A 23,895-nucleotide genomic window follows, 5' to 3' on the forward strand; every position below is an offset into this window, starting at 1 on the left:
CTAAACTCAAAAGTCCTTAAAACTATTTTCATCTTAAAAATGGAAACATAACGACCTTGAAATTTAATTTATTTTTGTTCTGGAGCATCAACAGGACAAACATTTGCACATGCTCCACAATCAATACATGCGTCAGCATCAATTACATATACGTCATCTCCTGCTGAAATACAGGAAACAGGGCACTCAGGCTCACAAGCACCACAATTAATACATGCATCATTAATTAAATATGCCATAACTAACACCTCCTATAAAGAATAGGCTATTGTTTTATACAAATAGCTCTTTCACTCATTCTTTATTTTACCACTAAATTCAGCGAAAGAAAACTATTTTTGAAAAAACCTTTTAAAATTATTATTTTGTCAGTCCTCTAACTCCTTTAATTCTTCTATATCAACATCTTCTTCTACCTCTTCTGCTTCATCATCTCTTACATCTTTTATTACTTTAACAAGACTTGCATCATATATTTTAAGATCAGTCTCATTTTCCTTATCAAGCTTTACTTTAACCAGTTCCTTCAGAAGACTTACAGAAATAACAATACCCTGACCATCAGGTGTTTCCACAATAGCTCCTTCTTTTGGAACTCTGGCAACTATTTCCTCATAAGCTTCCTGTTCATACTTTAAACAACACATGAGCCTGCCACATGCTCCTGAAATTTTTGTAGGATTTAGAGATAAACCCTGTTCTTTTGCCATTTTTATAGACACAGGCTGAAAATCTCCCAAAAATGAATAACAACAAAGAACCCGGCCACATACTCCTAGTCCTCCCATCATTTTAGCTTCATCCCTTACACCTATTTGTCTTAACTCAATTCTTGTTCTAAAAATCGAAGCAAGGTCTTTTACCAGTTCCCTAAAGTCAACTCTTCCATCAGCAGTAAAATAAAACAATACTTTATTGTTATCGAAGGTATATTCAACATCGATAAGCTTCATTTCAAGCTCATGCTCTTTTATTTTTTGAAGACAAATGTCAAAAGCTTCCTCTTCTTTTTTAGCATTTTCTTCATAGTGTTTTTTATCTTCATCTGTAGCCACTCTTATCACACCTTTTAAAGGTGTAACAATTTCTTCTTCGCTGACTTCTGTATTTGGAACTACCACATAACCAAATTCTACACCTCGGGCAGTTTCCACTATAGCATTTTGATTCAAGTCTATTTTCATATCACCTGGATCAAAATAATAAATCTTACCTGCTTTTTTAAATCTTACTCCTACCACCTTTACCATTATAATTCTTCCTCCTGAAGTTTCATAAGCATAACTTCTACAGCAAGCTGATAATTTACATTTCTTTTTATGTTATTGCGCAAATCATCAACTACTTTTATATTTTTGTAAATTCTTTCTGTAGAAAAATTATTTACATTCCTTAATATAATATCTTTTTTATCAGAGTTAATCAACATTTTTTCATTTCCAAACTTTCCAGTTACAAGTATATCCCTATAAAACACCAACATTATATCTAAAATTTCTTCAATATTTTCTTTGTTTTCTTCAAAAAAATCATATACACTAAAAATATCTTTAGCATTTGACTCATTTAATTTTAATAAAATTTCAATTGTTTTTTCACGGCACAATTTAAATTCGTCAGACTCTGAAAGTTCCTTTGCTTTGCCTATAACACCATCTGCATATGAGGCAATGAAATCTACTTCACCTAAATCTATTTTTTCATTATCAATAAGATATTTTTTTACCTCTTCAAAAGTATTTTTTTTGAAACTGTAATTTACACTTCTTGAGCGTATTGTCTCTAAAAGACCTTCATAATTTGATGTTGTCATTATAATGAGTGTGTATAACGGTGGCTCCTCTAAAGTCTTTAAAAGGCAATTTTGAGCCTGCACGGTCATTTTTTCAGCTTCCTGTATCAAATACACTTTTTTAGGTGAATAAAGTGGTCTTATCGACACATCCTTTTGCATCTTTCTTATATCCTCAACACCAATGCTATTTTTTTCTGTTTTAATACAGTAAAAATCAGGATTGGTTCCTCCCCTAAAAAGTCTGCATGGTTGACATTTTCCACAGCTCCCATCTTCACCCCTTTCTTTGCATATTGCTATTGAGGCAAAGATTTTTGCTATAGTTCTCTTACCTATACCTTTAGATCCTGAAAAAATATATGCATGTCCTATTTTATAACTTTTTATTTGTGTTTTAAGGCGATTGACAATTGTCTGCTGCCCTGTAATATCATTAAAATTCACATTAATCCCTCTGAAATTATATTAAAAGATCTAAGACCAGCCCTCTTATATCTTCAATTTTTTTTAGTATTTTAATATTATCTTCTTCACCATTTAAAATATCATTAGTAAGCTGATCTAATTCTTTGTTAATTTTTTTTACATTTGCAAAAACTTTATACCTTCCTCTTCTATCTAGAGAACTATCTTTAGAAAACTTGTGAGAATTACTTACGGCCTCATCTAAAAATTCAGATATAAGCTTTTTATAAATTTTAAGTTCTCTTAAATCTACTTTTTGTCCTAATTTTTCTCCCTGTTTTTCAATCTGACCTATTAATTGTTTGATTCTTTCTTCAAAATTGCCGCCATCAAAACTTTTTAAATGATTTCTAAAAGAGGTTTCTTTTCCATCTATCGTCTTTTTATCATCTTTACTTCCCATTCCCTGCACATTGGCTGTATTCGCCATCGCTTCCTTTATCCTCATATTTATCACTCCATATCTGGTAATTTAAATAAAGTATAATGTGCTTTTATAGTATTGTCTTGGCAAGTTTATTGTATATTGTTTCATGCACCTCATCAATTGTCCTAAGCTTTTCTCCCTTAACACAGTCAACTCTAAACCAGTGATATTTTTTTGCTATATAGAGAGAATTGTTATAAGACTCCTCTAAGTAATTATAGTTTCTCTCATGAATATCCTTCTTTTCTTCACCGGTAATCTTATTCATTCTCCTATCCATAAGAATTTTACTGTATTTAGGAGGCATATCCAAAAAGAAGACACAATCTGGAATAGGAAGTTTGTACATATTAAATTCAAAATTCCAAAGCCAGTCTAAAAAAGCATCCTTTTGAGATAAATCTTTTATTTTAGCAGCTTGGTGAACCATATTAGAGGTTGTATACCTGTCTGCTAAAATTATTTCTCCGTTCTCATAATGTTTTCCCCACTTTGTTTTATATGATGCAAATCTGTCAACAGCATAAAAGGTTGATGCAACATATGGATTGACATCACTTGGATTTTTCCCAAAATCCCCATTTAAATACATTTTCACCAAAGCAGATGAATCACTTTTATAGTCAGGAAAGGTTACCTTTTTGACTTTATGCTTTTCATCAGTAAGCCTTTCAAACAGCTTTTCAGTTTGCGTGGCTTTGCCACTTGCATCAGAACCACTTTCTATTATAATCAGCTTTCCTCTCATAAAACCCCCAAAATATTACAAAGAAGTTAAAACCTGTACTTCTAATCCATCATACACACCATTTACATTACCACCGAATTTTAAAATATCATTTATGTATTCTATAGCACCTTCTGTTATGACTTCCCCAGGACACACAACAGGTACACCGGGTGGATATGGTGTTATCATCCCCCGACTTATCATTCCATTAGCACTGGTCAGCTTCATTCTCTTAAAGCTTTTGTGCATCAATTGGTCTAACTGAACTTTCTGCTCCGGTATATCCATCTTCTCAATACATATATCGGCTAATGGGGGGGAATTCTTAAAATTCATGTCAATATCACAAAAGGCATCTTCAAGCTTTTTTAAATCTTCCCCTTTGTTAGCACCGGTAGTTATGCAAACAATATTATATAAATCAGACATTTCCACCTGTATATTGTACTTGTTTCTTAAGATATTTTCAATCTTAAATGCTGACAATCCATAGTTTTTTGTGTTTATAACCAATCTTGTACCGTCTGTTTCCCCTATATTTAGCTTCTTTTTTGAAAGCACATTAAAATGTGTATTGTCATCTATATTTTTATGAAACTTTTTAATATCCTCAAGTAACCACTCTATAATTTGTTCTCCATCCTTCTCCATAACAGCTCTTGATATATCTAAAAAAGCCATCACCAAATAAGGGGGGCTTGAAGTCTGTAAAATATCAAGATTATATCTAATCTTTTCTACATCCACCTTCGAGCCCTTTACATGAAGATATGCACCTGGCGTAAGTGCTGGAAGAGTCTTGTGTGCACTCTGAATACAAATATCACTGCCATGCTCAAGGGCACTACATGGAAGTTTGTCAGAAAACTTCAGATGTGCCCCATGAGCTTCATCAACTATAAGTACTTTGCCATAAGAATGAACCAGCCTGCATATTTCTTTAATATCAGAACATATTCCATAATAATTAGGTCTTGTTATATAAACTCCAGCTGCATCTTGGTTCTCCATCAATGCTTTTTCAATATCACTAATTTTTAAGACTGACGATATCTTAAAATTATCTTCATACTCTGGTTTTATATACACAGGCTCAGCTCCTGCAAGCATCATCCCACTTACAGCTGCCCTGTGACAATCCCTTCCCACTATAAGTCTGTCTCCTTTTTTACACAACGACATAATAGCAGCCTGTATTCCACAAGTAGAGCCATTAACCAAAAAAAATGTCTGGTCAGCTCCAAAGGCTTTTGCCGCAAGTTCTTGAGCTTCCTTTATTATTCCCTCTGGTTGATGCAGGTTATCCAAACCTGGAATTTCAGTAACATCCATTAAATACAATTCATTGGCATTCGGAATATTACTGTCTTTCCCCTCTTTATGTCCCGGCATGTGAAATGAAACAGGACTTCTATTGGAATACTTCATTAAGGCATTGTATATTGGAATATTCAGATTAATGCTGACAGCTCCCCTCATTTTATTAACAGGACATTTTTACTTTTCTACCAGCCATACAGAGGTCACTCTGTGTCCTGGAAACATCTCCCGAGCTTTTTCTTTTGCTTCTTTGACATTTGACGCATTTACCTTATCAACCTCTTTTTCGTCAAATTTCGAGCAGCTCTTTTTATCGGTGTGCCAAACTCTGTACAACCTTGATCTCTTTCTTTCTTTCATAATACATACCCCTAACATATTTTTTTAATTCTATCTCTATTAAAACATTATACCATTAATTTCTTGAAGAAAAAAGTCACTAAAAAAAACTACCTAGTGAACTCGTTTAGCTAAAGCTAAACATCGAGACTTCACGTAGAGACTAAACTCTACCTAAAGATTTATAAAAGCAACTCCACCTTATAGAAGGTGGAGTCTTAGAATAAGATAAGCTGGGTTTTTGTTGTTTTTTTACTTTATATTCTTGCTACACCTGACTTTTTCGCCGCTTCTGCAACCTCTTTTGCAACCTCTTGTCCCACCTTTGGATCAAAAGGTTCTGGTATGACATAATCTTCATTTAACTCTTCCTCTGTTATCAAAGATGCTATTGCCTCTGCTGCAGCTATTTTCATCTGATCATTAATATCACTGGCTCTCACATCAAGAGCACCTCTAAATATCCCTGGAAAAGCCAAAACATTGTTTATTTGATTTGGAAAATCAGATCTTCCTGTACCTATAACTTTTGCCCCTGCTTCTTTTGCCTCATCAGGCATTATTTCAGGAACTGGATTGGCCATGGCAAAAATTACTGGATCTTTTGCCATAGTTTTTACCATTTCCTTTGTTAAAGTTCCTGGTGCTGAAAGACCAATAAATACATCTGCTCCCTCTAATACTTCCTCTATTGACCCTTTTTTCATTTGTAAATTTGAAATAGCAGCCATTTCCTCTTTTTCTTTGTTTAAATTGTCTCTTCCCTTATAAATTGCTCCTTTTCTGTCACATAAAATAACTTTTTTAAGTCCCATACTCATTAAAAGCTTTGTTACCGCTATCCCTGCTGCTCCAGAACCATTTACAACTACAGAAATATCGTTTATATCTTTTTTCACTATCTTTAATGCATTAATCATGGCAGCTAAAGTTACAACTGCTGTGCCGTGCTGATCATCATGAAATATAGGTATATCACACTGTTCTTTAAGCTTTTTTTCAATCTCAAAACATCTTGGAGCTGAAATATCTTCAATATTTATCCCTCCAAAGCTTCCCTGCAAAAGCCTTATTGTATTAACTATTTCATCAACATCCTTAGAATTTATACACAAAGGAAATGCATCAACATTTGCAAAATTCTTAAACAGTACACATTTACCTTCCATAACAGGCATTCCTGCTTCAGGTCCTATGTCACCAAGTCCTAAAACTGCACTTCCGTCAGTAACAACAGCAACTAAATTCCATCTTCTTGTATAAGTATATGATAAATTTATATCTTTTTGAATTTCAAGACAGGGTTCTGCAACTCCTGGAGTATATGCTAAAGATAAATCTTTTTTACTATTTGCAGCCACTTTACTGATTACTTCAATTTTGCCCTTCCATTCTTTATGTAACTTTATTGCCTCTTCATTATTTGTCATAAAATACCTCCAAATTCAATATTAAGTTTTTAACTTTCTTTATTCATATCATATATTATTCTCAAGCCTTCTATAGTAATAAGGCCATTTATTTCATCAATTGTCTCTGACTCACTGGCTATCAATCTAGCCAATCCACCTGTAGCAATTACTTTTATATTGTGCTCTTTCATTTCTTTTTTAATTCGTCTAACTATATAGTCTACCTTTCCAACATAACCATACACCATCCCGGACTGCATACTTGCTACCATGTTTTTACCTAAAACATTATCCGGTTTTACAAGCTCTATTCGTGGAAGTTTTGCTGTCCTTTGAAATAATGCTTCTGCTGAAATCTTAATACCAGGGCAAATTACTCCACCAAGATATTCATTTTTAGAAGATATGGCACAAAAGGTAGTGGCTGTTCCAAAATCAACAATTATTACAGGTCCTCCATATATACCACATGCAGCTACTGCATTTACAATCCTGTCTGCTCCAACTTCTTTTGGATTGTCATATTTAATATTAATCCCAGTTTTAACACCTAGTCCCACAATTATAGGTTCCAATTTAAAGTATTTTCTCAGTGCATGTTCTAAAGAATACATTATAGGAGGTACGACAGATGCCATAATTATTGCTTCAATATCAGAAATTTTAATGTTTTCATACCTAAATAAATCCAGAATAAACATCCCAAACTCATCTGATGACTTTTCTCTGTCAGTACTCATTCTCCAGTAATTAATAAGTTTTTTTCCTTTATATACTCCCAATGTTATATTTGTATTTCCCACATCCAAAACAAATATCATTTTTATACCTTCTTTACTGTATTCATTAAGCTTTAAACTAAACGCCAAGTTTTAAACTTCTAATCTCTTTTATCTCAAGTTTTATTTCTTTTTCTATTCTTTCAATATCCAGCTTTATATCTGCAACCGTTTCAACTTCTCTCATCTTTCCTGAATCTCTATAAAAGGATTTTCTGTTTTTATAATTTTGTTTTGAATTACCATAATCTTTTTTATTGTTATTCCCACCTCTGTAAGAATTACCATCTCTATAATTATTGTTTTTAGAATTATTATCCTTGTTGTAATTATTTTTTTTATTTCTATTTTGAAACTTAGACTTATTGTTACCTTTAAATGATGAAAAATCATTATACTTTTTTCGCTGATAGTCTTTTTTTCTATTGTTGCTATTACTACTACTATTATTATTATTGTTATTATTATTGTTATTGTTATTGTTGTTTTTATTATAATTGTTATTATTGTTGTTGCTCTTAGTGTTTTTATAGTTATTACTTTTGTTGTTATTAGGTCTACTGTTATTTTTATTAACAGCAGTATTTACATTATTATTTTTATTATTAATCTTTAAAACCCCCTTTTGGATATATCATCCAATGTTTTGATTTGTTAATACAAATTTTGTCTACTCATAAAGTAGAACCTTTGCCTTGCCTGCTTAAACCCCGTCAATAACCTAAGAGTCCTCTAACAGAAATCTCACCTGATAACACTTCCTTTCTTGTTCCATCAACACATTTAACAATAAGTTTACCTTGGTTTGTTATATCTTGAGCAATACCTTTATGCTGTTCTCCTTTAATTAAAATGCTGACTTCTTTTCCTAAAGTAACAGAATGTTTTTTCCAAAGCTGTATTATTGAGTCTAAACATCCTCTGTTAATCTCATCATATACCTTCTCTAATTTAATTAAAATCGCTTTAATTAATTCACTTCTTCTTATAATTATATCACTTTTTTGTCCCATGTAAATTGATAATGATGTGGCTTTTTCCTTTAACTCATCTAAAAAATCTTCTTTTTTGTGCCAAACATTTAGACCAATGCCTAAAACTACAAAATTCACCCTGTCCATTTCCATACTGGCTTCAGTTAAAATACCACAAATTTTTTTTCCATCTAATATTATATCATTTGGCCACTTCACACCAAAGTCAATACCTGTTAATTCTTTTATGGCTTCAACCACTGCAACAGATGCTGCCAGTGTAATAATCTGCAATTCTTCCATGGCTACTTTAGGTTTTAGAACAACAGACATTAAAATACCTTTTTTATCTGTTGAACTCCACTCTCTTCCCATCCTACCCCTTCCAGCTGTTTGAGAATCAGCTATAACAACTGTGCCTTCCTCACAACCTTCTTGGGCTATTTTTTTTGCATAATTATTTGTCGATTCAATTTGCGGAAAGTATATTGCATTTTTTCCCAATAACCCATTCTTTCTATACTGCATTATTTCCCAAGCGTTAATAATATCTGGGGTATATGTAAGTTTATACCCTTTCTTAGAAGAAGACTTTATAATATATCCTTCTTCTCTAAGTTCCTTAATGCATTTCCATATGTAGGTTCTTGAAACATTTAAGGACTCACTTAGCTGCTCTCCAGAGATATACCCTTCCTTTGACTGTTTTAATCTTTCTAAAACTCTATTCTTCACATCTTACCTCTCTTAAATGTAAACTCTATTTAGATGGTTGGTTTTTTTATGACAAAAGGTCTTTCAATCTCTTCGTCAAGAAAAATTACCGTTTTATCATCTTCATATCTTTTAAGTTCTTTTCTTTCCACTAAGTGGGAATAATAATGATACAGCAGGGTATCATTAAAACTTGAATCCTCATCTCTATAGTCCTCAATTATATTATTTGTATACAACTCTTCAGAATTATCAAACAAAACAGGCGAATCCAACCTCTTATCTAAAATACTAATCTGATCGCCAATAATCGTGCTTGTAATAAGGCATTCAGGAAACCGATATAAACCAAAAGTGTAGTTTTCTATAGGCATAATAGAGTCTAAATATAATTTCATAATATCACTGTGAACAAGTCCTACATCATATAAATATCTGTCTGCCACATAACAATATCTCTGATACAACTCAAACTTAAGGCATTTAAATTTATCCGAGTTATACTTTTCAATGTCATCTTTAGGATTTAAAAGTGCCGATATACATTTAGTTTTATCAATACCAATAGATACTTCCTTGTCATGCCATTTTGAAAGCTTCAATCCACACTCTACAGCATTTTCAAACTCCTCAACTGGAACATAATAATACACTTCTACCATAGAAACACCCCCGCGACCCTCTTGTTATAATATTTTTTCATTAATGCCTTAATATTTATTTTATCCTAAAAACTCAAATTTTTTATAATATTTTATACCTTCTTTATCATCACAATTATTTATCACTTTTTCAATGTCTATTCCAAACACTTCATTTCCATGGTATATTTCCCTTAACGGTATTAAAACAAAAGCTCTTTCAAACATTAAAGGATGTGGTATTTTAAGATGTTCCAAATTAAGCCTTACTAAATCAAAAAGCAGTATATCAATATCTATTGTTCTAGGCCCCCACTTAACAATCCTTTTTCTATCTAAAAAGTTCTCTATTCTTTGCAATTGCCCTAAAAGAGTTTCAGCATTAAGTTCAGTATAGATTGACACCGCCATATTTAAAAAACATTCTTGGTCAGTATATCCAACAGGTTCGGTTTCATAAATGTTAGATGCCTTATCCACTTTCACATTGTCTAGATGGGAAATCTCTCTAATTGCTTCTTTCAAATACCTCTCTCTATTTCCCATATTAGACCCAAGGGATAAAAACACATTATGCTTCATCTCTTGACCTCTTTATTTCTATGCCCACCCATTTAAACTTTCCCTTAATAGGTGCAGAAGGTTTTTTTATAACCACTGATATTTCCTGTATTTCTTTAAATGTCGACATTATTTCCTGGGAAATTACATGGGCAAACCTTTCTACAAGTCGAAATTTGTTATTTTCATTAATTCTTTTAACAATATCATAAACTTTTGAATAATCTACAGTATCATCAAGGTTATCACTTTCTCCTGCTTTTTTCAAATCTAAAAACAACTCTATATCTATTTTAAAATATTGCCCACTTTCTCGCTCCTTAGAAAGCACCCCATGATATCCATACAACTTAATATTTTTTAAGATTATACTATCCATAAAAGTCATCCTTTAACTTTATCTTATTCTAAGACTTCATTCTATAAGGTGGAGTTGAGTCTCCACCTTAAGCCTCGATGTTTAGCTTTAGCTAAACTAGTTCACTTTTGTGTCACCTATAGCATTATATTCTAACCATAGCATCAGTCATTCTAGCTGCCCTAACAATTTCCTTTACATCATGAACTCTAACCATATCTGCGCCATTTGCAATTCCCAATGTAACTGTGGCTGCAGTACCTTCAAGCCTCTCATTTACAGGAAGTTCTAAAACATTGCCAATAAGTGACTTTCTTGATGTTCCGATTAGCACCGGAGCATTTAAAGAATTTAACTCTTTTAATCTTCTCATTACGTCCAAATTGTGTTGTAACGTCTTGCCAAATCCTATTCCAGGATCTATAACAATACTCTCTCTACGAACTCCTGCATTTTCTGCTATTTCGATACTTTCTCTTAAAAATCTTATTATATCTCCCATTAAGTCTTTATATTCCTTTTTATCACTATTATGCATCATTACAACACCTGAACCTGTTTTTGAAATAACTTCAGCCATGTTTTTATCTTTTTGCAATCCCCAAACATCATTTACTATACTTGCACCAGCTTCAATTGCTTTTTCTGCCACCAAGGCTTTTGATGTGTCAACAGAAACAGGAACATTTATTTCCTTGACTATCTTTTCAATAACAGGAGCAACTCTGTTTATCTCAGCTAAAGGGTCAACAGGCTCGTATCCTGGTCTTGTAGATTCGCCTCCCACATCAATTATATCCGCTCCATTTTTCACCATATCTATAGCCCTTCTCACAGCACCGTCTAAATTTGAATATTCTCCTCCATCAGAAAAAGAGTCCGGTGTAACATTTAATATTCCCATTACATATGTTTTCTCTCCGATTGGAAGTTTGTATTTCCCACATTCAAAAAACTTTGGTTTTCCAATATCTAATACCTCAATTACCCTTTGTACTTCATCGGCTATCTCTGTAAAAACCCCTCGATGGACACCAAGTTTATAAACAAGTCTGCTATATTGTCCATATGTACCCATTAAAAGCACATCAGATTTTTTTATACTACAGTCTAAAGTTCCTCTGTTTATAGCTGCATCTCCCCCCTTTCCAAGCATCTCCTGCTTTATAATGTTTGCAGCATATGAACTTATGTTCTCTATTTTCATCACAATAAAAAGTGCCTTGGCTGCAAGACATGGTATTGATGCAGCATCTACTCCCACCTTGCGAATTTCCTCTTTGGAAACATGCATATTATCTATCTGAACAATTCTTGCGTTAATCATGTAGCTTTCCTCCTTTAAACTGTAACTTCTTTTTTATAAGTCCTACTCAAAAAGATTCACTCTAGATTATGAATTTTCTTGTTTGGCATGTTAGGTATTCTCATTAAACTCAATATAAATATTATAATAAAAAACCACAAATTATTAAAGTGTTTTTAGCATGATAAACCAAAGATGATTTAAATTACTTTTTGTGGTATAATTACATTATTGCAAATTAAGCTTTCTATATTAATATTATAATACAATTAGAAATGTGGGATTATACATGCCAAAAAAAATAGGAATAATAGATTTAGGATCAAATTCAGTGCGACTTGTAATTTTTGAGGTCAAAAAAAATGGTGCCTTTAGATTGATTGATGACATTAACGATCCAATAAGGCTTATGGAAAATATGATTTATAATAAATTCTTAAATGACCTAGCTATGCATAGAGCGATAAAAACAATTAAACTCTACAAAAAGCTTTGCAATGCCTACGAAATTAATTCAAACAGGATAATAGGAGTTGCTACTGCAGCTGTTCGAACTGCCGAAAACCAAGAACACTTTTTGCGACTTCTTGCAAATTCCACTGGTATAAATTTCAAAGTGCTTTCAGGCAAAGAAGAATCGCTTTATGTTCATAAAGCAATTTCTAACTCTATAGACATAAACCAAGGTATAATTGTTGATATTGGTGGGGGAAGTACTGAAATAATAAAGTTCAAAGACAAGAGCATAAAAAATTACGCCTGCCTTCCTATAGGTTCTGTTTTTGCCACAGAAAAGTTTCTAGATAAAAATATAATTCCTCCTCATAAACTCAATGACCTAGATAAATACATAAATAAGTTGTTGTCCGCATCAGACTGGCTTTTTGAGGAAACAAATCCTGTTTTAATAGGAATAGGAGGGGTGATTAGAAATCTTGGTAAAATTCATAGAAAGCACGTAGATTATCCAATTAATCAAACTCATAACTATCAAATGAGTATAGAGAACTTTCACTGTGTATACAATACTTTAAAAGGTACAGACTTAGAAACTCGAAAGAATATTGAAGGGCTTTCTAAAAATAGAGCTGATATAATAGTTGGAGGTCTTTCTATTTTAAGCTCAATAATATCTGCTATTTCACCAAAGAAACTTATAATAAGCGGTTTTGGTCTAAGAGAAGGAATTCTTTATAATCATCTTTTTTCAAATACAAAGCTAAATCCTCAAGAAGATGTGCTTTCATTGAGCCTTTATAGTTTTATGAACCTTTACGGTGTAAGACAAAATCATGCTGAACAGGTATGTTTTCTCTCATTATCTCTGTTTGACCAATTAAAGCCTCTTCATAAATTTAGCGACTCAGAAAGAAGACTTATTAAAGTTGCCTCTCTACTGCATGATATTGGTATATCAATAAGCTATTATGAACACCACAAACACTCATTTTATATTATACTAAATTCCAGATTAAACGGTCTTTCTCATAGAGAAATTGTACTTATTGCTGCAATAGCTGCTTCCCATTCAGATAAGCCCTTTAATGCAGAATGGAAAAGTAAATACTCTTCCATTCTACTGCCTGGAGATGTTGAAATTTGTGAAAAACTTTCAATTTTCTTAAAATTATCTGAGTGCCTTGACAGAAGTGAAATGGGAATAATAAAATCTATAGAGTGCCAGATTTCAGATGCATCGGTTAAAATTCAAACCATTAAAGATGGTGATGCCGAACTGGAATTAAGTCTTTCTAACGAGTACAGTGATTTATTTAAAAAATATTTTGGGAAAACACTTAATATACTGTGACAAAAGTGAACTCGTTTAGCTAAAGCTAAAAATCGAGGCTTCAGGTGGATACTCAACTACACCTGAAGATTTATAAGAGCAACTCCACCTAATAGAAGGTGTAGTCTTAGAATATGATAACGTAAGGGAGATTATATATGGGAACTGAAATTGAAAGAAAATTTATTATAAATAAAAATAAACTTATTGATTTGCCAAATGGTATTTTATACAGACAAGGTTATTTAAGCACTTCAAAGGAAAGAACTGTCAGGATACGAGTTTTTTCAAAAAAAGCTTATATAACCATAAAGGGTTTATCACAGGGTGCATCTCGCTTGGAATATGAATATGAAATTCCTTTTAAAGATGGAAATGAAATGTTAGATAAATTGTGTAAAAAGCCTGTAATCGAAAAAATCAGACACAAATATTTATATGAAGATTTTATATGGGAAATAGATGTTTTTTTAGGTGAAAATAAAGGTTTGATATTGGCAGAGATAGAGCTTGAAAAAGAAGATGCCTTTTTTAAAAAACCCTCGTGGATTGGCAACGAGGTAACTGGAGACCCTAAATATTATAATTCCAGCTTGATTAAAAACCCATATAAAAACTGGTAGTTTATTGATAGAAAAAGGGGGGCAATTTGCCCCCCTTTATTTTTGATTATTTTAATTATTTAAATGCATCTGCAACAGCAAAGTATGCAGGTTTTGGCATATAATCTCTGTCAAAAATCAATGCATGATCCTCACCTTGGAAGTGATTTGGTATCCATGAATATTCATCAGTGAATCCCCATATTACAAATGTATTTACATTTGGATTATCCACTGCAATAGATGTTACATCACCATAATTTGAAGCCTGAACTTCATAATCATGATCACTTGCATGTTCATTCATTCTAATATCAACCTCTGTAAATGCAACTTCCATGTCTATATCTGCGTAACGTTTTACATTTCTGTCAATGTTTTCTATAAAGCTTGGATGCATATTATTTATATAGTGTCCCTGGAATCCAACTGCATCAATTGGTACTCCTCTATCAAGTAGTCCCTGTACAAGTTCAAAACAAGCATCGGCTTTTCCACCGCCCATGTCTGATATATTATAGTCATTGTAGAATAGTTTTGCATCTGGATCTGCTTCTCTTGCAAATTGGAATGCATAATCAATATAGTCTTCTCCAATAACTCTCATCCAGACTGAGTCGTCTGTTCTCAATGGATGTCCTCCATCATCTGAAATCGCCTCATTTACAACATCCCAGTGTGTAACCTTACCTTTGTAATGAGTCATTACAGTATTAATATGATCTTCCATAATATCTAGAAGCTCATCACGTGTCCAGTCTCCATTTTCAAGCCATCCTGGTGTTTGAGCATGCCATATTAATGCATGTCCACGAACTTCCATGTCATGTTCCTCTGCAAATTCAACCAATCTGTCACCTGCACTAAAGTTATACTCACCTTGTGCCGGTTGTACAGTGTCAAATTTCATTTCGTTTTCTGCTACAATCATATTGAATTCTCTCTGTAGAACTTCATTGTACATTAAGTCAGACCCTTGATGGAATACACTTCCAACCGCTGCACCTATATGCATATCTCTACTTTCTGCAAGTTCACGCAAAGTAGTTCCATTAATAGGTGTTGTAGGAGCTACCGGAGTTGGTGCTGGTGTTGGAGTTGCCGTAGCTGCTGAGAATTCAAACCATTCAACATTAACCGAATCTGTAAATGTAAGGTATAAATCATATACACCGTCTATTGTCTGTAAGTTTGAAAATGCTTCTACATAGAAATTCCAACCTGCTGTATCAGTAACTGTAAGTATTCCTACTGGAGGACCTTCTGCAGTGTCAAGTCTTACTTCAATGTCTACACCTTCATTTTCAGTTGCAAAATAACCTCTGATTGAATTAGCACCTGGGCTAAAGTTCATATCTCTGTATACAACATAATCTCCAGGTTCAATCCATCCTATTGCATTTCCACCTTCACCTGTTCCAACAACTTCAATTGTAGTTGAGTTAGTGTCATCATAGTCTTCAGCCTCAAATCTTGTTAAGGCATCTTTTGTGTTCGGGCCTGGTGTCTTGTCTGATGGTGGCGGTGATATCAAATCTTCATCACCATAGTCATCATCATCATCATCTTGCTCTGATTCAACAGGAAACTCGTCAATAATTTCAAGTATGTACCTGCTTAGAAGTGTAGCATCAGAAGAATCTACCCTTCCATCACCATTTAAGTCTGCCGCTTCTTCTGGTACTGGTAATGAATCAGTTATTTCCAATATGTACCTTCCCATTAAAGCCAAATCTGAAGTGTCAATTTCTCCGTCATCATTTAAGTCTCCATAGGTAAACCCTGTGTTAGCTGAAACTTCATTTTTCAATGATCCAATGTCAAGTGAAAAAGCCATAGTCATAACAACTGCCATAACCACAACTAAAATTCCAGCCCTTTTTACTGCTCTTTTCATTAAATCTCCCCCTATTTATTTATTTTGACTGCCATAATGGCTTAGTCTCCAATTAAAATCCCTAATATAAGATTCGCAAACCTTACTTTTTTGATGTACTTTTCTTATTTTTATTATAACCAAAAACACTGCCCTTGACAAGTTAAACCAATCCATTTGAGTACATTTAATAAGCACAAGGAATGATATTCCACCAACTAATGTTTCTTCCACGTTTCATTTACATAAATAGCATTTGCCACATCCATTGATAAATATGAACAAAATTTAACTATTTCAATATATTTTTATAAAATCAACAACACTACTCTGAATATAATCGGCTGCTTGGAACAATATCTCTGGACATACTTGGACTACTCCATTCAAGTCGCATTATTCCATTACCCATATTTTTATAGTACTCTAACTTAATATCATATTTTTTACCTGCCTCAAGGTGAATTTCGCCCTTGTTTGTCACATTCCACATATCATTCCACTCATCAATTACTAGTTCACCGTCAATCCACAACCTTGCACCATTATCACGTGTAACATAAAATGTATGTTCTTCACTATGTACTGGCTCAATCTGACCTGTCCACCTAACGCTAAATTCTCCATCATTAATCATAGTTTTATGTGGAGGAGTTAGTCCCCAATTAAAATCAATAACAGAATCTACAACTTTTACTTCAAGGTCTGTCAAATCCATATTGTTATAGTATTCACCCTTTAATCCATCTCCATTCCCTTCTAATATCTCAGCCGGATTTGAGGTCTTTTCAGATGGAAAAAGTACACTTTGCGGAACTATCTCTTTAGGTAATCTCATGCTGCTCCACTCTAATCTAATACTTCCATAACTGTTATTTTTGTAATACTCAAGCTTTATATCGTGCTTTTGACCACTTTCAAGAAAGACATGTCCTATACTTTCTTTGGTCCACATATTACCACTCCACTCGTTTATTACCATCATTCCGTTTACCCATAACCTTACACCACTGCTGCGATTAATATGAAAGGTATACATATCACTGTTTTCTGGTTTTATCTGTCCTTCCCAGCGAACACTGTATGAACTTCCTAAGTCAGGGCGTGGTGATGTTGTACTCCAGTCAAAATCTATTTCTGAATCTATGCGAACTCCAGCTAAATTTGTAAAATCTGTATTAGAATAATACTCTCCTCTAAGCCCTTTACCCTCTGACTGTTCATCTATTGGTGCTGGTGTTATTTGTGGAGTTGGTAATGGGCTAACTGTCTCATCAGGCTTAATAATCGGCCTTGGAGTTGGTGTTATTCTTGGCGTAGATTGTGGCCTTTCAGTAGGTGTAGGTCTCGCCGTCCTTTCAGGTGTTGGCATAATGTTTGGGGTAGGCTCAGGCGTAGCACTTGGTGTAGCTGCTGGTGAAGGAGTCGGTGTAGAATCCAACTCAACTTCCGGCGTGCTCTCCGGTGTAGGCTCTGGCGTGCTTTCAGGTGTATTGTCTGGTACGTTCTCCGGCGTACTCTTTGGTGTGTTCGATGTATTTTCTGTTGTATTCTCTGGTGTATTTTCAGGTGTACTCTCTGGTGTATTCTCTGGCGTGCTCTCTGGTGTATTTTCAGGTGTACTCTCTGGTGTGTTCTCTGGCTCAACTTCAACATCTGAAGCTGATTCACTCATATCACTTTGATCTAAGTGGTTCTTTGAAATCTCCATATATTCTTCAATTATATCCTTTAGCGACATATTTTTGTATTCTTCGATTGAAATATCCTCTTTATGTTCATTAATCTCAGTAAATATAGTATATTTACCCATGGATATATCGTTTTTAGTTGCTAGTTCTCTATGTTCACTACTTGACTTTGCAACCACCATATTTATTCTCTCAAACTCTATTTCAATTCTGTTTTTACTATCTTTCAAGCTTTTTACTATTTCTTCCTCAAATGTTTTATTTTTATTATTAATTGCTCCTGCGAGCAAAACATAATTTTCCTCTACATCACTTAATACATTTATTTCATTATAGTGTTCCATTACCTTGTACAGACCTTCAGTTACTTTCATCCCTTCTAAGGAAATTTCTTTCTCTGAATCATCTGTCAAGCTTAAAGACAATACATTCAATATTTTTTGTTCTTCATCTATTTTAAACTCAACACTTGGATTTACATCAAGACTTACATATCCAAAAACATCAGAATCACCAGTATTCCAAACTGGAATATTATCACTAAACATCATTCCAGTTAAAATTAATAGCAAACAAGCTGCTACTGTTGATAACCTTTTAATATAGTAAGCCACATTTATAATATCCGATTTTCTAAATTCCACTTCCTGAGTTTTAAACATAGCAGGTCTTCTTTTCAATTTATAAAATTCATTGTCTTTAGTTAAGACTGTAACTGTATGCTGACCTATGTCCATAATTAAGCCTCTAAACCTCATTTAACCACCTCTCTACTTAACTGGGTTCCCCAAATAAGACTTTAAATGCTCATAATCATTTCCATATATGAGACAAATGGAAATAATATAATTTCTATTTCTTTGCAAAGTCCTGGGGTGAAAATCTACTATTTTTGTCAATTCCTTTATAGGAAGATATTTTTTATTAATTAACTTATGATATATTTCTTTATTTTGAACAATTTTACGTGCTATATCAACACACATTTTTCTTGAATCTCTATGTTTAGGCATATATTTAGGCATATCACTAATTTTCATTCCAAAAGCTTCTAATTTTCTATTATAATGCTTTATTTCCTGAAATAATTCAATTCTATCAAACTTTGACCCTGTCTCATCCTTTAAGTACTTTTCTTCATAACTTCTTTCGTCATTTTCTAGATACGAGAATGGAAGTTCATACCTGCTTTTAGATTTGAATCTAAAGTAATCAATTATTCTTCTTTTGATTACCTGTTCAGCAAAACTAAAAAAATTAAATCCTGTAGAACATTTTCTCGAATCATATTTTTCAATAGCTTCATTAAATGCAATTAGCCCTATACTATACTCATCACAATTCTTTATATTAGAGGTTTCAGGAATATCCTTTGAAAGAACCTTTAAAATAAACGGTATGTAGTCTTTAATAAAATTCTCTCTAACCTCTTTATCTCCGTCTTTTATTTTTTCAATAATTTGCGCAACAGATTCTCCGTCCGAATTGTAGACAGTAAAAACGATAATCACCATACCACCTCTTCTAGAAAAATACATATACCAATATAAAATAAACCCCATATGGGTACAATAAACCCTTTTATATCTCTTTTTTTATTTAAAAAATCTATATAATTATATTCTAACACTTAAATTAAATTTATTCCATAGATATATATATATGTTTGCAAAAAGTTCACCTAAATTCAGTGAACTCGTTTAGCTAAAGCTAAACATCGAGGCTTCAGGTGGAGACTCAACTCCACCTGAAGATTTATAAGAGCAACGCCACCTTATAGAAGGTGGCGTCTTAGAATAAAATAAAAAACCTCCCATAAGGTATTTAGCCTTTTAAAGAGGTCTATTACAGTCTTGCTATTTAAATCTATAATCTATTTATAAGTGACATTACCTCTGACCTAGTTCTTGCATCAGTTTTTATTATTCCCCTTAAAGCTGAAGTTACAGTTTTTGAACCTGGCTTTTTTATTCCTCTCATTGTCATGCATAAATGCTCCGCCTCAACAACTACAGCTACTCCTAACGGATTTATAATATCCATAACTATATCTGCTACCTCACTGGTCAATCGTTCCTGTAATTGAGGTTTTTTGGCAATAACATCTACAATTCTAGCCAGCTTGCTAAGTCCCATTATCGTTCCCTTTTTAGGTATATAAACTACATGAGCAATCCCAATAAAAGGAAGTAAGTGGTGTTCGCATACCGAATAAAGAGGAATATCTTTTACAAGAATCATTTCTTCATGACTATCTTCCTGAAACACTTTAACAGAGTCTTTAGGGTCAGTATACATCCCTGCAAATATTTCTTCATACATCCTTGCCACCCTGTCAGGTGTTTCTACCAGCCCTTCTCTGTCAGGATTATCTCCTATCGCTATAAGTATTTCTCTCACTGCTTCCCTCACACGCTGCTTATCAATCATTATTACTACCTCTTTCTAAAATTAAAATCATCTTTTATGCACACCAATTATTATACTGTATATATAGAAAAATAACAATAATTCTGTAAATAGCGTGTGTACTAATACTATTTTTATATTTTATGTTAAATTCATGAAGTTGATTACATAATCTGCAATTTTTTCACTAAATACCAATCCAATTCCCATCAGAATTATATTTGCTACTATAACAGACAACCCTGCCCTGCTACCATTTTTAGTTGTCAATATACCCATAATAACGCCTATAACTCCAAAAATAAATGAATATCCTAATAATGAAATAAACGCAAAAATCCATCCAATCGTAACTAAAACAACTAAAGCAGCAGTAGTTGTTTTTTGGTTATTAATGTTTTCCATATTCATCACCCTGTTTAAGTATTTCCAACTTTTTATATTGATATTCATTTTTCTTGTAAAATCTTTTCACTAAACACTGTACAAAATATAATTAATAGGTTATAATAGTATTATGTACTTGTATTTTTATTTGTAAAATTTCTAATTTTATTCTTTGCAAGAGATCTAGCAATATAGAAAGTATCCAGTTTTGTTATGCAAAAAAGGTGTCCATTTTAGGGTTTCATTATGTTCACACAATTGTTAATAATTAGATTTGAAAACCTATTTGCTTTTTGCTAAACTAATATCTAGCATGTTACGCATTATGTAAATCTACCAAAAGTACTTTATAAACTAAATTAATAAATAAAGGATGGTTAAAGTGTCTGTGGATTTTAATTTCTTAACTTCTAAACAAAAAAAGGTCTATACTGCAATTGAGTCATTCATTAAAGAAAATGGAATGCCTCCAACTGTAAGAGAGATAGGCGAATTAATTGGCGAAAAAACGCCTGGTGCAGTTCAAGGTATATTGAACAGACTTGAAGAAAAAGGCGTAATAAAAAGACAGGCAAGAGTAGCAAGGTCTATTCAGCTTGTACAGGAGGATTCAAACTATGCTGATCATGCATACCTCCCACTAATTAAAAAAGTAACCGAACGTAACGTAGATGATTTACTTAACATGTATAACATTGTTAAGTATTATCCTGTACCTTCTCATTTATTTGAGAATATTGAAGACTCCTTTATAATTAAGTGCCCTGACAATAGTCTTTTAGACAGCGGCATCAGCTATGAAGACACTTTAGTAATCGACATGAAAACAGAGCTTGGTAACGGGGACATAATACTTCTTATGTACGAAAACCTTGTTATCTTAAGGTATTATAGCTCTCACGAAGATTCAAACAAAGTCGTTTTAAAAGCCGACAGTGACTTGATTGGTAAAGAAGTTTTTGATAAAGGTGAAATAAAAATAATAGGTAAACTTATTGCAAAATATTCTAAATACTAGTCAATTTTTTAGTCATAATAGTATTTAAAATATTAAACTATTCGCCATTTTATCTAAGCTTTTAAAAAAACAGAAGGGTTTAGTTTAAAAACTAAACCCTTGTTTTTTAAGCTCATTATCGAAACCGATAAATTCACTGCTACGTTGTAAAAAAGTAAAATATGTTTTACCTTGTATTTTGCAGATTAAGGTTTTCTTATCTTATAAATAACTTACAATAAGATCTCCTACTTCTTTAGTTCCATAACCCATTCTACCAGCACCTAGGTTTTTAATATCGTCTTTAACAGCTTTCTTAATTGCATTTTCAATATCTTCTGCTGCTTTAACTTCTCCTAACTGCTCCAACATCATCTGCCCTGACGCTATTGCTGCAAGAGGATTTATAACATTTTTTCCTGTGTATTTAGGAGCTGAACCTCCTATTGGCTCATACATTGATACTCCTTCAGGGTTTATATTTCCACCAGCTGCGATTCCCATTCCTCCTTGAATAACAGCTCCAAGATCAGTTATAATGTCACCAAACATATTGTCTGTTACAATAACATCAAAGAATTCCGGGTTCTTAACCATCCACATACATGTAGCATCAACATGGCAGTAATCTGTTTCAATATCAGGATACTCTTTTGCCACTTCGTAAAATGTTCTTTCCCACAAATCAAAAGCAAATGTTAAAACATTAGTTTTGCCGCAAAGAGTTAATTTTTTTCCTTTGTTTCTCTTTCTCGTATATTCAAATGCAAATCTTATACATCTTTCAACACCTTTACGAGTGTTTATTGATTCCTGAATAGCAATTTCATCAGGCGTGCCTTGCTTTAAAAAACCTCCGCCGCCTGCATACAAACCTTCTGTATTTTCTCTTACAACAACAAAATCAATTTCTTTTGCTCCTTTATCCTTTAAAGGAGTATCAACTCCATCATAAAGCACAACTGGTCTTAAGTTAATGTATTGGTCAAGAGCAAAGCGAAGCTTTAAAAGAATACCTTTTTCTAAAATACCAGGAGCAACATCTGGATGCCCTATTGCACCAAGTAAAACAGCCTCTCTTGTCTTTAGCTTTTCAACATCACTGTCAGACAATACTTTTCCAGTTTTTAAATATCTGTCTCCCCCAAAATCATAATACTCTAAGTCCATATCAAAATTATACTTTTTGCTAACAGCTTTTAAAACTTTAATACTTTCTTCAACAACTTCAGGTCCTGTCCCATCTCCAGGTAAAACCCCAATATTATACTTTTTCATATTTAAAATCCTCCTTTTATAATTTTCAAATCTTTTTATAAGCTTTTATTATCTTGATTATTAAGTCCAAGTTTCATTAATCAAAAGCTAATATTAAAACATTATAATACTAATTATAAATCTTAAAACTAATTTATTCTTCCTGTTATTTATCTTTATTATGCTATTTTTTTTAATGTTTTTTGACATGCAGTGGTAATAAAAATTAGCTCTTCGCTATTTTGTGATGAGGCAGAAGATATAAAATTTTCAACATCAATTTTCTTAATCACAGAGCTATTAAAAAAGCTCTTACATGAAAGCCCTGTGATAAGTGAAGATTTAATGAACCAGATACTTGAATCCTTCATAAGCCAATTACCGCTTGTTTGGAAGAAAAAACTACAGCTTAGTGCTTGAATGTATTAATTTATCAAAGAACATCCAATATTTGTGTGGGAAAGTTGAGTTATGATAGTTAATTAAGTTTTTTACCAAATAACTCTGTCCTAAAACAAATATCTTTCATAACTGAACACCCAATATGTTCAGCTATAATATCAGCTAGTTTGCATAAAACATCATAATGTACTTTTTTATTTATAATCTTTTTGGATCCATCTTTTAAAACAATAACTAATTCATTTTCTTCCACCGAATCTACTTCCATATATGTATCTATTTGAAGTCTCTCAACATCCTTAATATTACATAGCTTTTTATTAATTAATATAATTGAATTATTATCTATTTTTATTAAAGTAGTTTTGTTAAAATAATTTTTAAATTTTTTATATATTATAAAGCTAGAAAACACAGGTATAAATGTTAATATAGTTATGTCTAAGTACCTACCTAGTGATATTGCATTAATAAAGAAAGTTTCTGAAACTAAACTATATATAAATAAAAAAACTATAGTAATAATTATGTGATTTATCCTTGAAATAGATATTAACTCTATTTTTATTTTTTTAGGAGAATCATAGTATATATTTACGTCTTCAGTTATTATATGACCAATAAGACTAAATCTTTTTTTCAAACCAACACCTCTTTTTTTGTT

Annotated in this window: 25 protein-coding genes; 3 read left to right on the forward strand and 22 right to left on the reverse strand. The window is 32.7% G+C overall.

The window, feature by feature from the left end:
• Nucleotides 1-68 precede the first annotated feature (68 nt).
• The 15 genes from RBH29_RS07990 to folP form a co-directional block, all read right to left on the reverse strand.
• Entirely contained in the window at nt 69-239 is a 171-nt protein-coding gene (locus RBH29_RS07990) for a 4Fe-4S binding protein (protein WP_306696256.1), read from the reverse strand.
• Between the two features lie 129 nt (nt 240-368).
• Nucleotides 369-1,250, reverse strand: coding sequence for a PSP1 domain-containing protein (locus RBH29_RS07995; protein WP_306696257.1), 882 nt, complete (start codon nt 1,248-1,250; stop codon nt 369-371).
• Complete coding sequence (locus tag RBH29_RS08000; protein ID WP_306696258.1) at nt 1,250-2,239, reverse strand: DNA polymerase III subunit; 990 nt, start codon at nt 2,237-2,239, stop codon at nt 1,250-1,252. The genes RBH29_RS07995 and RBH29_RS08000 overlap by 1 nt, the downstream gene beginning before the upstream one ends.
• A gap of 16 nt (nt 2,240-2,255) precedes the next feature.
• Nucleotides 2,256-2,708, reverse strand: coding sequence for a YaaR family protein (locus RBH29_RS08005; protein ID WP_306696259.1), 453 nt, complete (start codon nt 2,706-2,708; stop codon nt 2,256-2,258).
• A 46-nt stretch (nt 2,709-2,754) separates the two neighbouring features.
• Entirely contained in the window at nt 2,755-3,435 is a 681-nt protein-coding gene (locus RBH29_RS08010) for a dTMP kinase (RefSeq protein ID WP_306696260.1), read from the reverse strand.
• Between the two features lie 15 nt (nt 3,436-3,450).
• Nucleotides 3,451-4,896, reverse strand: coding sequence for an aminotransferase class I/II-fold pyridoxal phosphate-dependent enzyme (locus RBH29_RS08015; RefSeq protein WP_459076767.1), 1,446 nt, complete (start codon nt 4,894-4,896; stop codon nt 3,451-3,453).
• Nucleotides 4,897-4,914: 18 nt separating this feature from the next.
• A complete protein-coding gene (locus tag RBH29_RS08020; protein ID WP_306696261.1) occupies nt 4,915-5,097 on the reverse strand; it encodes a hypothetical protein in 183 nt (60 codons plus the stop codon).
• A 236-nt stretch (nt 5,098-5,333) separates the two neighbouring features.
• Nucleotides 5,334-6,506 carry an NAD(P)-dependent malic enzyme gene (locus RBH29_RS08025; protein WP_306696262.1) on the reverse strand — a complete coding sequence of 391 codons (1,173 nt, stop codon included), beginning with the start codon at nt 6,504-6,506 and terminating at the stop codon, nt 5,334-5,336.
• Between the two features lie 29 nt (nt 6,507-6,535).
• Nucleotides 6,536-7,309, reverse strand: a complete 774-nt coding sequence (locus RBH29_RS08030; RefSeq protein WP_306696263.1) for a type III pantothenate kinase — start codon at nt 7,307-7,309, stop codon at nt 6,536-6,538.
• Nucleotides 7,310-7,450: 141 nt separating this feature from the next.
• Nucleotides 7,451-7,660 carry a hypothetical protein gene (locus tag RBH29_RS08035; RefSeq protein WP_306696264.1) on the reverse strand — a complete coding sequence of 70 codons (210 nt, stop codon included), beginning with the start codon at nt 7,658-7,660 and terminating at the stop codon, nt 7,451-7,453.
• Between the two features lie 320 nt (nt 7,661-7,980).
• Nucleotides 7,981-8,976, reverse strand: a complete 996-nt coding sequence (locus RBH29_RS08040; protein WP_306696265.1) for a biotin--[acetyl-CoA-carboxylase] ligase — start codon at nt 8,974-8,976, stop codon at nt 7,981-7,983.
• A gap of 29 nt (nt 8,977-9,005) precedes the next feature.
• Nucleotides 9,006-9,617, reverse strand: coding sequence for a hypothetical protein (locus RBH29_RS08045; RefSeq protein ID WP_306696266.1), 612 nt, complete (start codon nt 9,615-9,617; stop codon nt 9,006-9,008).
• A gap of 60 nt (nt 9,618-9,677) precedes the next feature.
• On the reverse strand, nt 9,678-10,178 hold the full coding sequence (gene folK / locus RBH29_RS08050) for a 2-amino-4-hydroxy-6-hydroxymethyldihydropteridine diphosphokinase (protein ID WP_306696267.1): 501 nt from the start codon (nt 10,176-10,178) through the stop codon (nt 9,678-9,680).
• Nucleotides 10,168-10,536, reverse strand: a complete 369-nt coding sequence (gene folB, locus RBH29_RS08055) for a dihydroneopterin aldolase (protein ID WP_306696268.1) — start codon at nt 10,534-10,536, stop codon at nt 10,168-10,170. The genes folK and folB overlap by 11 nt, the downstream gene beginning before the upstream one ends.
• Before the next feature lie 124 nt (nt 10,537-10,660).
• Nucleotides 10,661-11,842 (reverse strand): dihydropteroate synthase, encoded by a 1,182-nt coding sequence (gene folP, locus RBH29_RS08060; protein WP_306696269.1) that lies wholly within the window; start codon nt 11,840-11,842, stop codon nt 10,661-10,663.
• Nucleotides 11,843-12,110: 268 nt separating this feature from the next.
• Here folP and RBH29_RS08065 point away from each other — a divergent pair, with 268 nt between their 5' ends.
• Both RBH29_RS08065 and RBH29_RS08070 read left to right on the forward strand, forming a co-directional pair.
• Complete coding sequence (locus tag RBH29_RS08065) at nt 12,111-13,631, forward strand: Ppx/GppA phosphatase family protein (RefSeq protein ID WP_306696270.1); 1,521 nt, start codon at nt 12,111-12,113, stop codon at nt 13,629-13,631.
• 137 nt (nt 13,632-13,768) lie between these two features.
• Nucleotides 13,769-14,233 (forward strand): CYTH domain-containing protein, encoded by a 465-nt coding sequence (locus RBH29_RS08070; protein WP_306696271.1) that lies wholly within the window; start codon nt 13,769-13,771, stop codon nt 14,231-14,233.
• Between the two features lie 55 nt (nt 14,234-14,288).
• Here RBH29_RS08070 and RBH29_RS08075 read toward each other — a convergent pair whose 3' ends face one another.
• From RBH29_RS08075 to RBH29_RS08095, 5 genes are all read right to left on the reverse strand, one after another.
• Nucleotides 14,289-16,109 carry an endo-1,4-beta-xylanase gene (locus RBH29_RS08075; protein WP_306696272.1) on the reverse strand — a complete coding sequence of 607 codons (1,821 nt, stop codon included), beginning with the start codon at nt 16,107-16,109 and terminating at the stop codon, nt 14,289-14,291.
• Between the two features lie 304 nt (nt 16,110-16,413).
• Entirely contained in the window at nt 16,414-18,537 is a 2,124-nt protein-coding gene (locus RBH29_RS08080; RefSeq protein ID WP_306696273.1) for a PA14 domain-containing protein, read from the reverse strand.
• Between the two features lie 12 nt (nt 18,538-18,549).
• Nucleotides 18,550-19,341, reverse strand: a complete 792-nt coding sequence (sigI, locus tag RBH29_RS08085; RefSeq protein ID WP_306696274.1) for an RNA polymerase sigma-I factor — start codon at nt 19,339-19,341, stop codon at nt 18,550-18,552.
• A 304-nt stretch (nt 19,342-19,645) separates the two neighbouring features.
• Nucleotides 19,646-20,209, reverse strand: coding sequence for a GTP cyclohydrolase I FolE (gene folE, locus RBH29_RS08090; protein WP_306696275.1), 564 nt, complete (start codon nt 20,207-20,209; stop codon nt 19,646-19,648).
• Between the two features lie 120 nt (nt 20,210-20,329).
• Nucleotides 20,330-20,593 carry a hypothetical protein gene (locus tag RBH29_RS08095; protein WP_306696276.1) on the reverse strand — a complete coding sequence of 88 codons (264 nt, stop codon included), beginning with the start codon at nt 20,591-20,593 and terminating at the stop codon, nt 20,330-20,332.
• A 364-nt stretch (nt 20,594-20,957) separates the two neighbouring features.
• Between RBH29_RS08095 and lexA the strand changes: the two genes are divergently transcribed.
• Nucleotides 20,958-21,593: a transcriptional repressor LexA gene (gene lexA / locus RBH29_RS08100; protein ID WP_459076768.1), complete on the forward strand. Its 636-nt coding sequence runs from the start codon at nt 20,958-20,960 to the stop codon at nt 21,591-21,593.
• 201 nt (nt 21,594-21,794) lie between these two features.
• On the opposite strand, the gene RBH29_RS08105 is transcribed toward lexA, so the two are convergent.
• Both RBH29_RS08105 and RBH29_RS08110 read right to left on the reverse strand, forming a co-directional pair.
• Nucleotides 21,795-22,850 (reverse strand): 3-isopropylmalate dehydrogenase, encoded by a 1,056-nt coding sequence (locus RBH29_RS08105; RefSeq protein WP_306696279.1) that lies wholly within the window; start codon nt 22,848-22,850, stop codon nt 21,795-21,797.
• A 457-nt stretch (nt 22,851-23,307) separates the two neighbouring features.
• The gene (locus tag RBH29_RS08110) at nt 23,308-23,874 is read right to left on the reverse strand and encodes a hypothetical protein (RefSeq protein WP_306696280.1); all 567 of its coding nucleotides are present in this window, start codon (nt 23,872-23,874) and stop codon (nt 23,308-23,310) included.
• Nucleotides 23,875-23,895 lie beyond the last annotated feature (21 nt).

It is taken from the genome of Herbivorax alkaliphila (assembly GCF_030848475.1).
GTDB lineage: Bacteria > Bacillota > Clostridia > Acetivibrionales > Acetivibrionaceae > Herbivorax.

Bases quoted from the DNA above. Each gene is read 5' to 3' on its own strand.
- RBH29_RS07990 (WP_306696256.1), bottom strand. From the start codon at position 239: ATGGCATATTTAATTAATGATGCATGTATTAATTGTGGTGCTTGTGAG.
- RBH29_RS07995 (WP_306696257.1), bottom strand. From the start codon at position 1,250: ATGGTAAAGGTGGTAGGAGTAAGATTTAAAAAAGCAGGTAAGATTTAT.
- RBH29_RS08005 (WP_306696259.1), bottom strand. From the start codon at position 2,708: ATGAGGATAAAGGAAGCGATGGCGAATACAGCCAATGTGCAGGGAATG.
- RBH29_RS08010 (WP_306696260.1), bottom strand. From the start codon at position 3,435: ATGAGAGGAAAGCTGATTATAATAGAAAGTGGTTCTGATGCAAGTGGC.
- RBH29_RS08015 (WP_459076767.1), bottom strand. From the start codon at position 4,896: ATGAGGGGAGCTGTCAGCATTAATCTGAATATTCCAATATACAATGCC.
- RBH29_RS08020 (WP_306696261.1), bottom strand. From the start codon at position 5,097: ATGAAAGAAAGAAAGAGATCAAGGTTGTACAGAGTTTGGCACACCGAT.
- RBH29_RS08025 (WP_306696262.1), bottom strand. From the start codon at position 6,506: ATGACAAATAATGAAGAGGCAATAAAGTTACATAAAGAATGGAAGGGC.
- RBH29_RS08030 (WP_306696263.1), bottom strand. From the start codon at position 7,309: ATGATATTTGTTTTGGATGTGGGAAATACAAATATAACATTGGGAGTA.
- RBH29_RS08035 (WP_306696264.1), bottom strand. From the start codon at position 7,660: ATGATTTTTCATCATTTAAAGGTAACAATAAGTCTAAGTTTCAAAATA.
- RBH29_RS08045 (WP_306696266.1), bottom strand. From the start codon at position 9,617: ATGGTAGAAGTGTATTATTATGTTCCAGTTGAGGAGTTTGAAAATGCT.
- folK (WP_306696267.1), bottom strand. From the start codon at position 10,178: ATGAAGCATAATGTGTTTTTATCCCTTGGGTCTAATATGGGAAATAGA.
- folB (WP_306696268.1), bottom strand. From the start codon at position 10,536: ATGGATAGTATAATCTTAAAAAATATTAAGTTGTATGGATATCATGGG.
- folP (WP_306696269.1), bottom strand. From the start codon at position 11,842: ATGATTAACGCAAGAATTGTTCAGATAGATAATATGCATGTTTCCAAA.
- RBH29_RS08065 (WP_306696270.1), top strand. From the start codon at position 12,111: ATGCCAAAAAAAATAGGAATAATAGATTTAGGATCAAATTCAGTGCGA.
- RBH29_RS08070 (WP_306696271.1), top strand. From the start codon at position 13,769: ATGGGAACTGAAATTGAAAGAAAATTTATTATAAATAAAAATAAACTT.
- RBH29_RS08075 (WP_306696272.1), bottom strand. From the start codon at position 16,109: ATGAAAAGAGCAGTAAAAAGGGCTGGAATTTTAGTTGTGGTTATGGCA.
- RBH29_RS08080 (WP_306696273.1), bottom strand. From the start codon at position 18,537: ATGAGGTTTAGAGGCTTAATTATGGACATAGGTCAGCATACAGTTACA.
- sigI (WP_306696274.1), bottom strand. From the start codon at position 19,341: ATGGGGTTTATTTTATATTGGTATATGTATTTTTCTAGAAGAGGTGGT.
- folE (WP_306696275.1), bottom strand. From the start codon at position 20,209: ATGATTGATAAGCAGCGTGTGAGGGAAGCAGTGAGAGAAATACTTATA.
- RBH29_RS08095 (WP_306696276.1), bottom strand. From the start codon at position 20,593: ATGGAAAACATTAATAACCAAAAAACAACTACTGCTGCTTTAGTTGTT.
- RBH29_RS08105 (WP_306696279.1), bottom strand. From the start codon at position 22,850: ATGAAAAAGTATAATATTGGGGTTTTACCTGGAGATGGGACAGGACCT.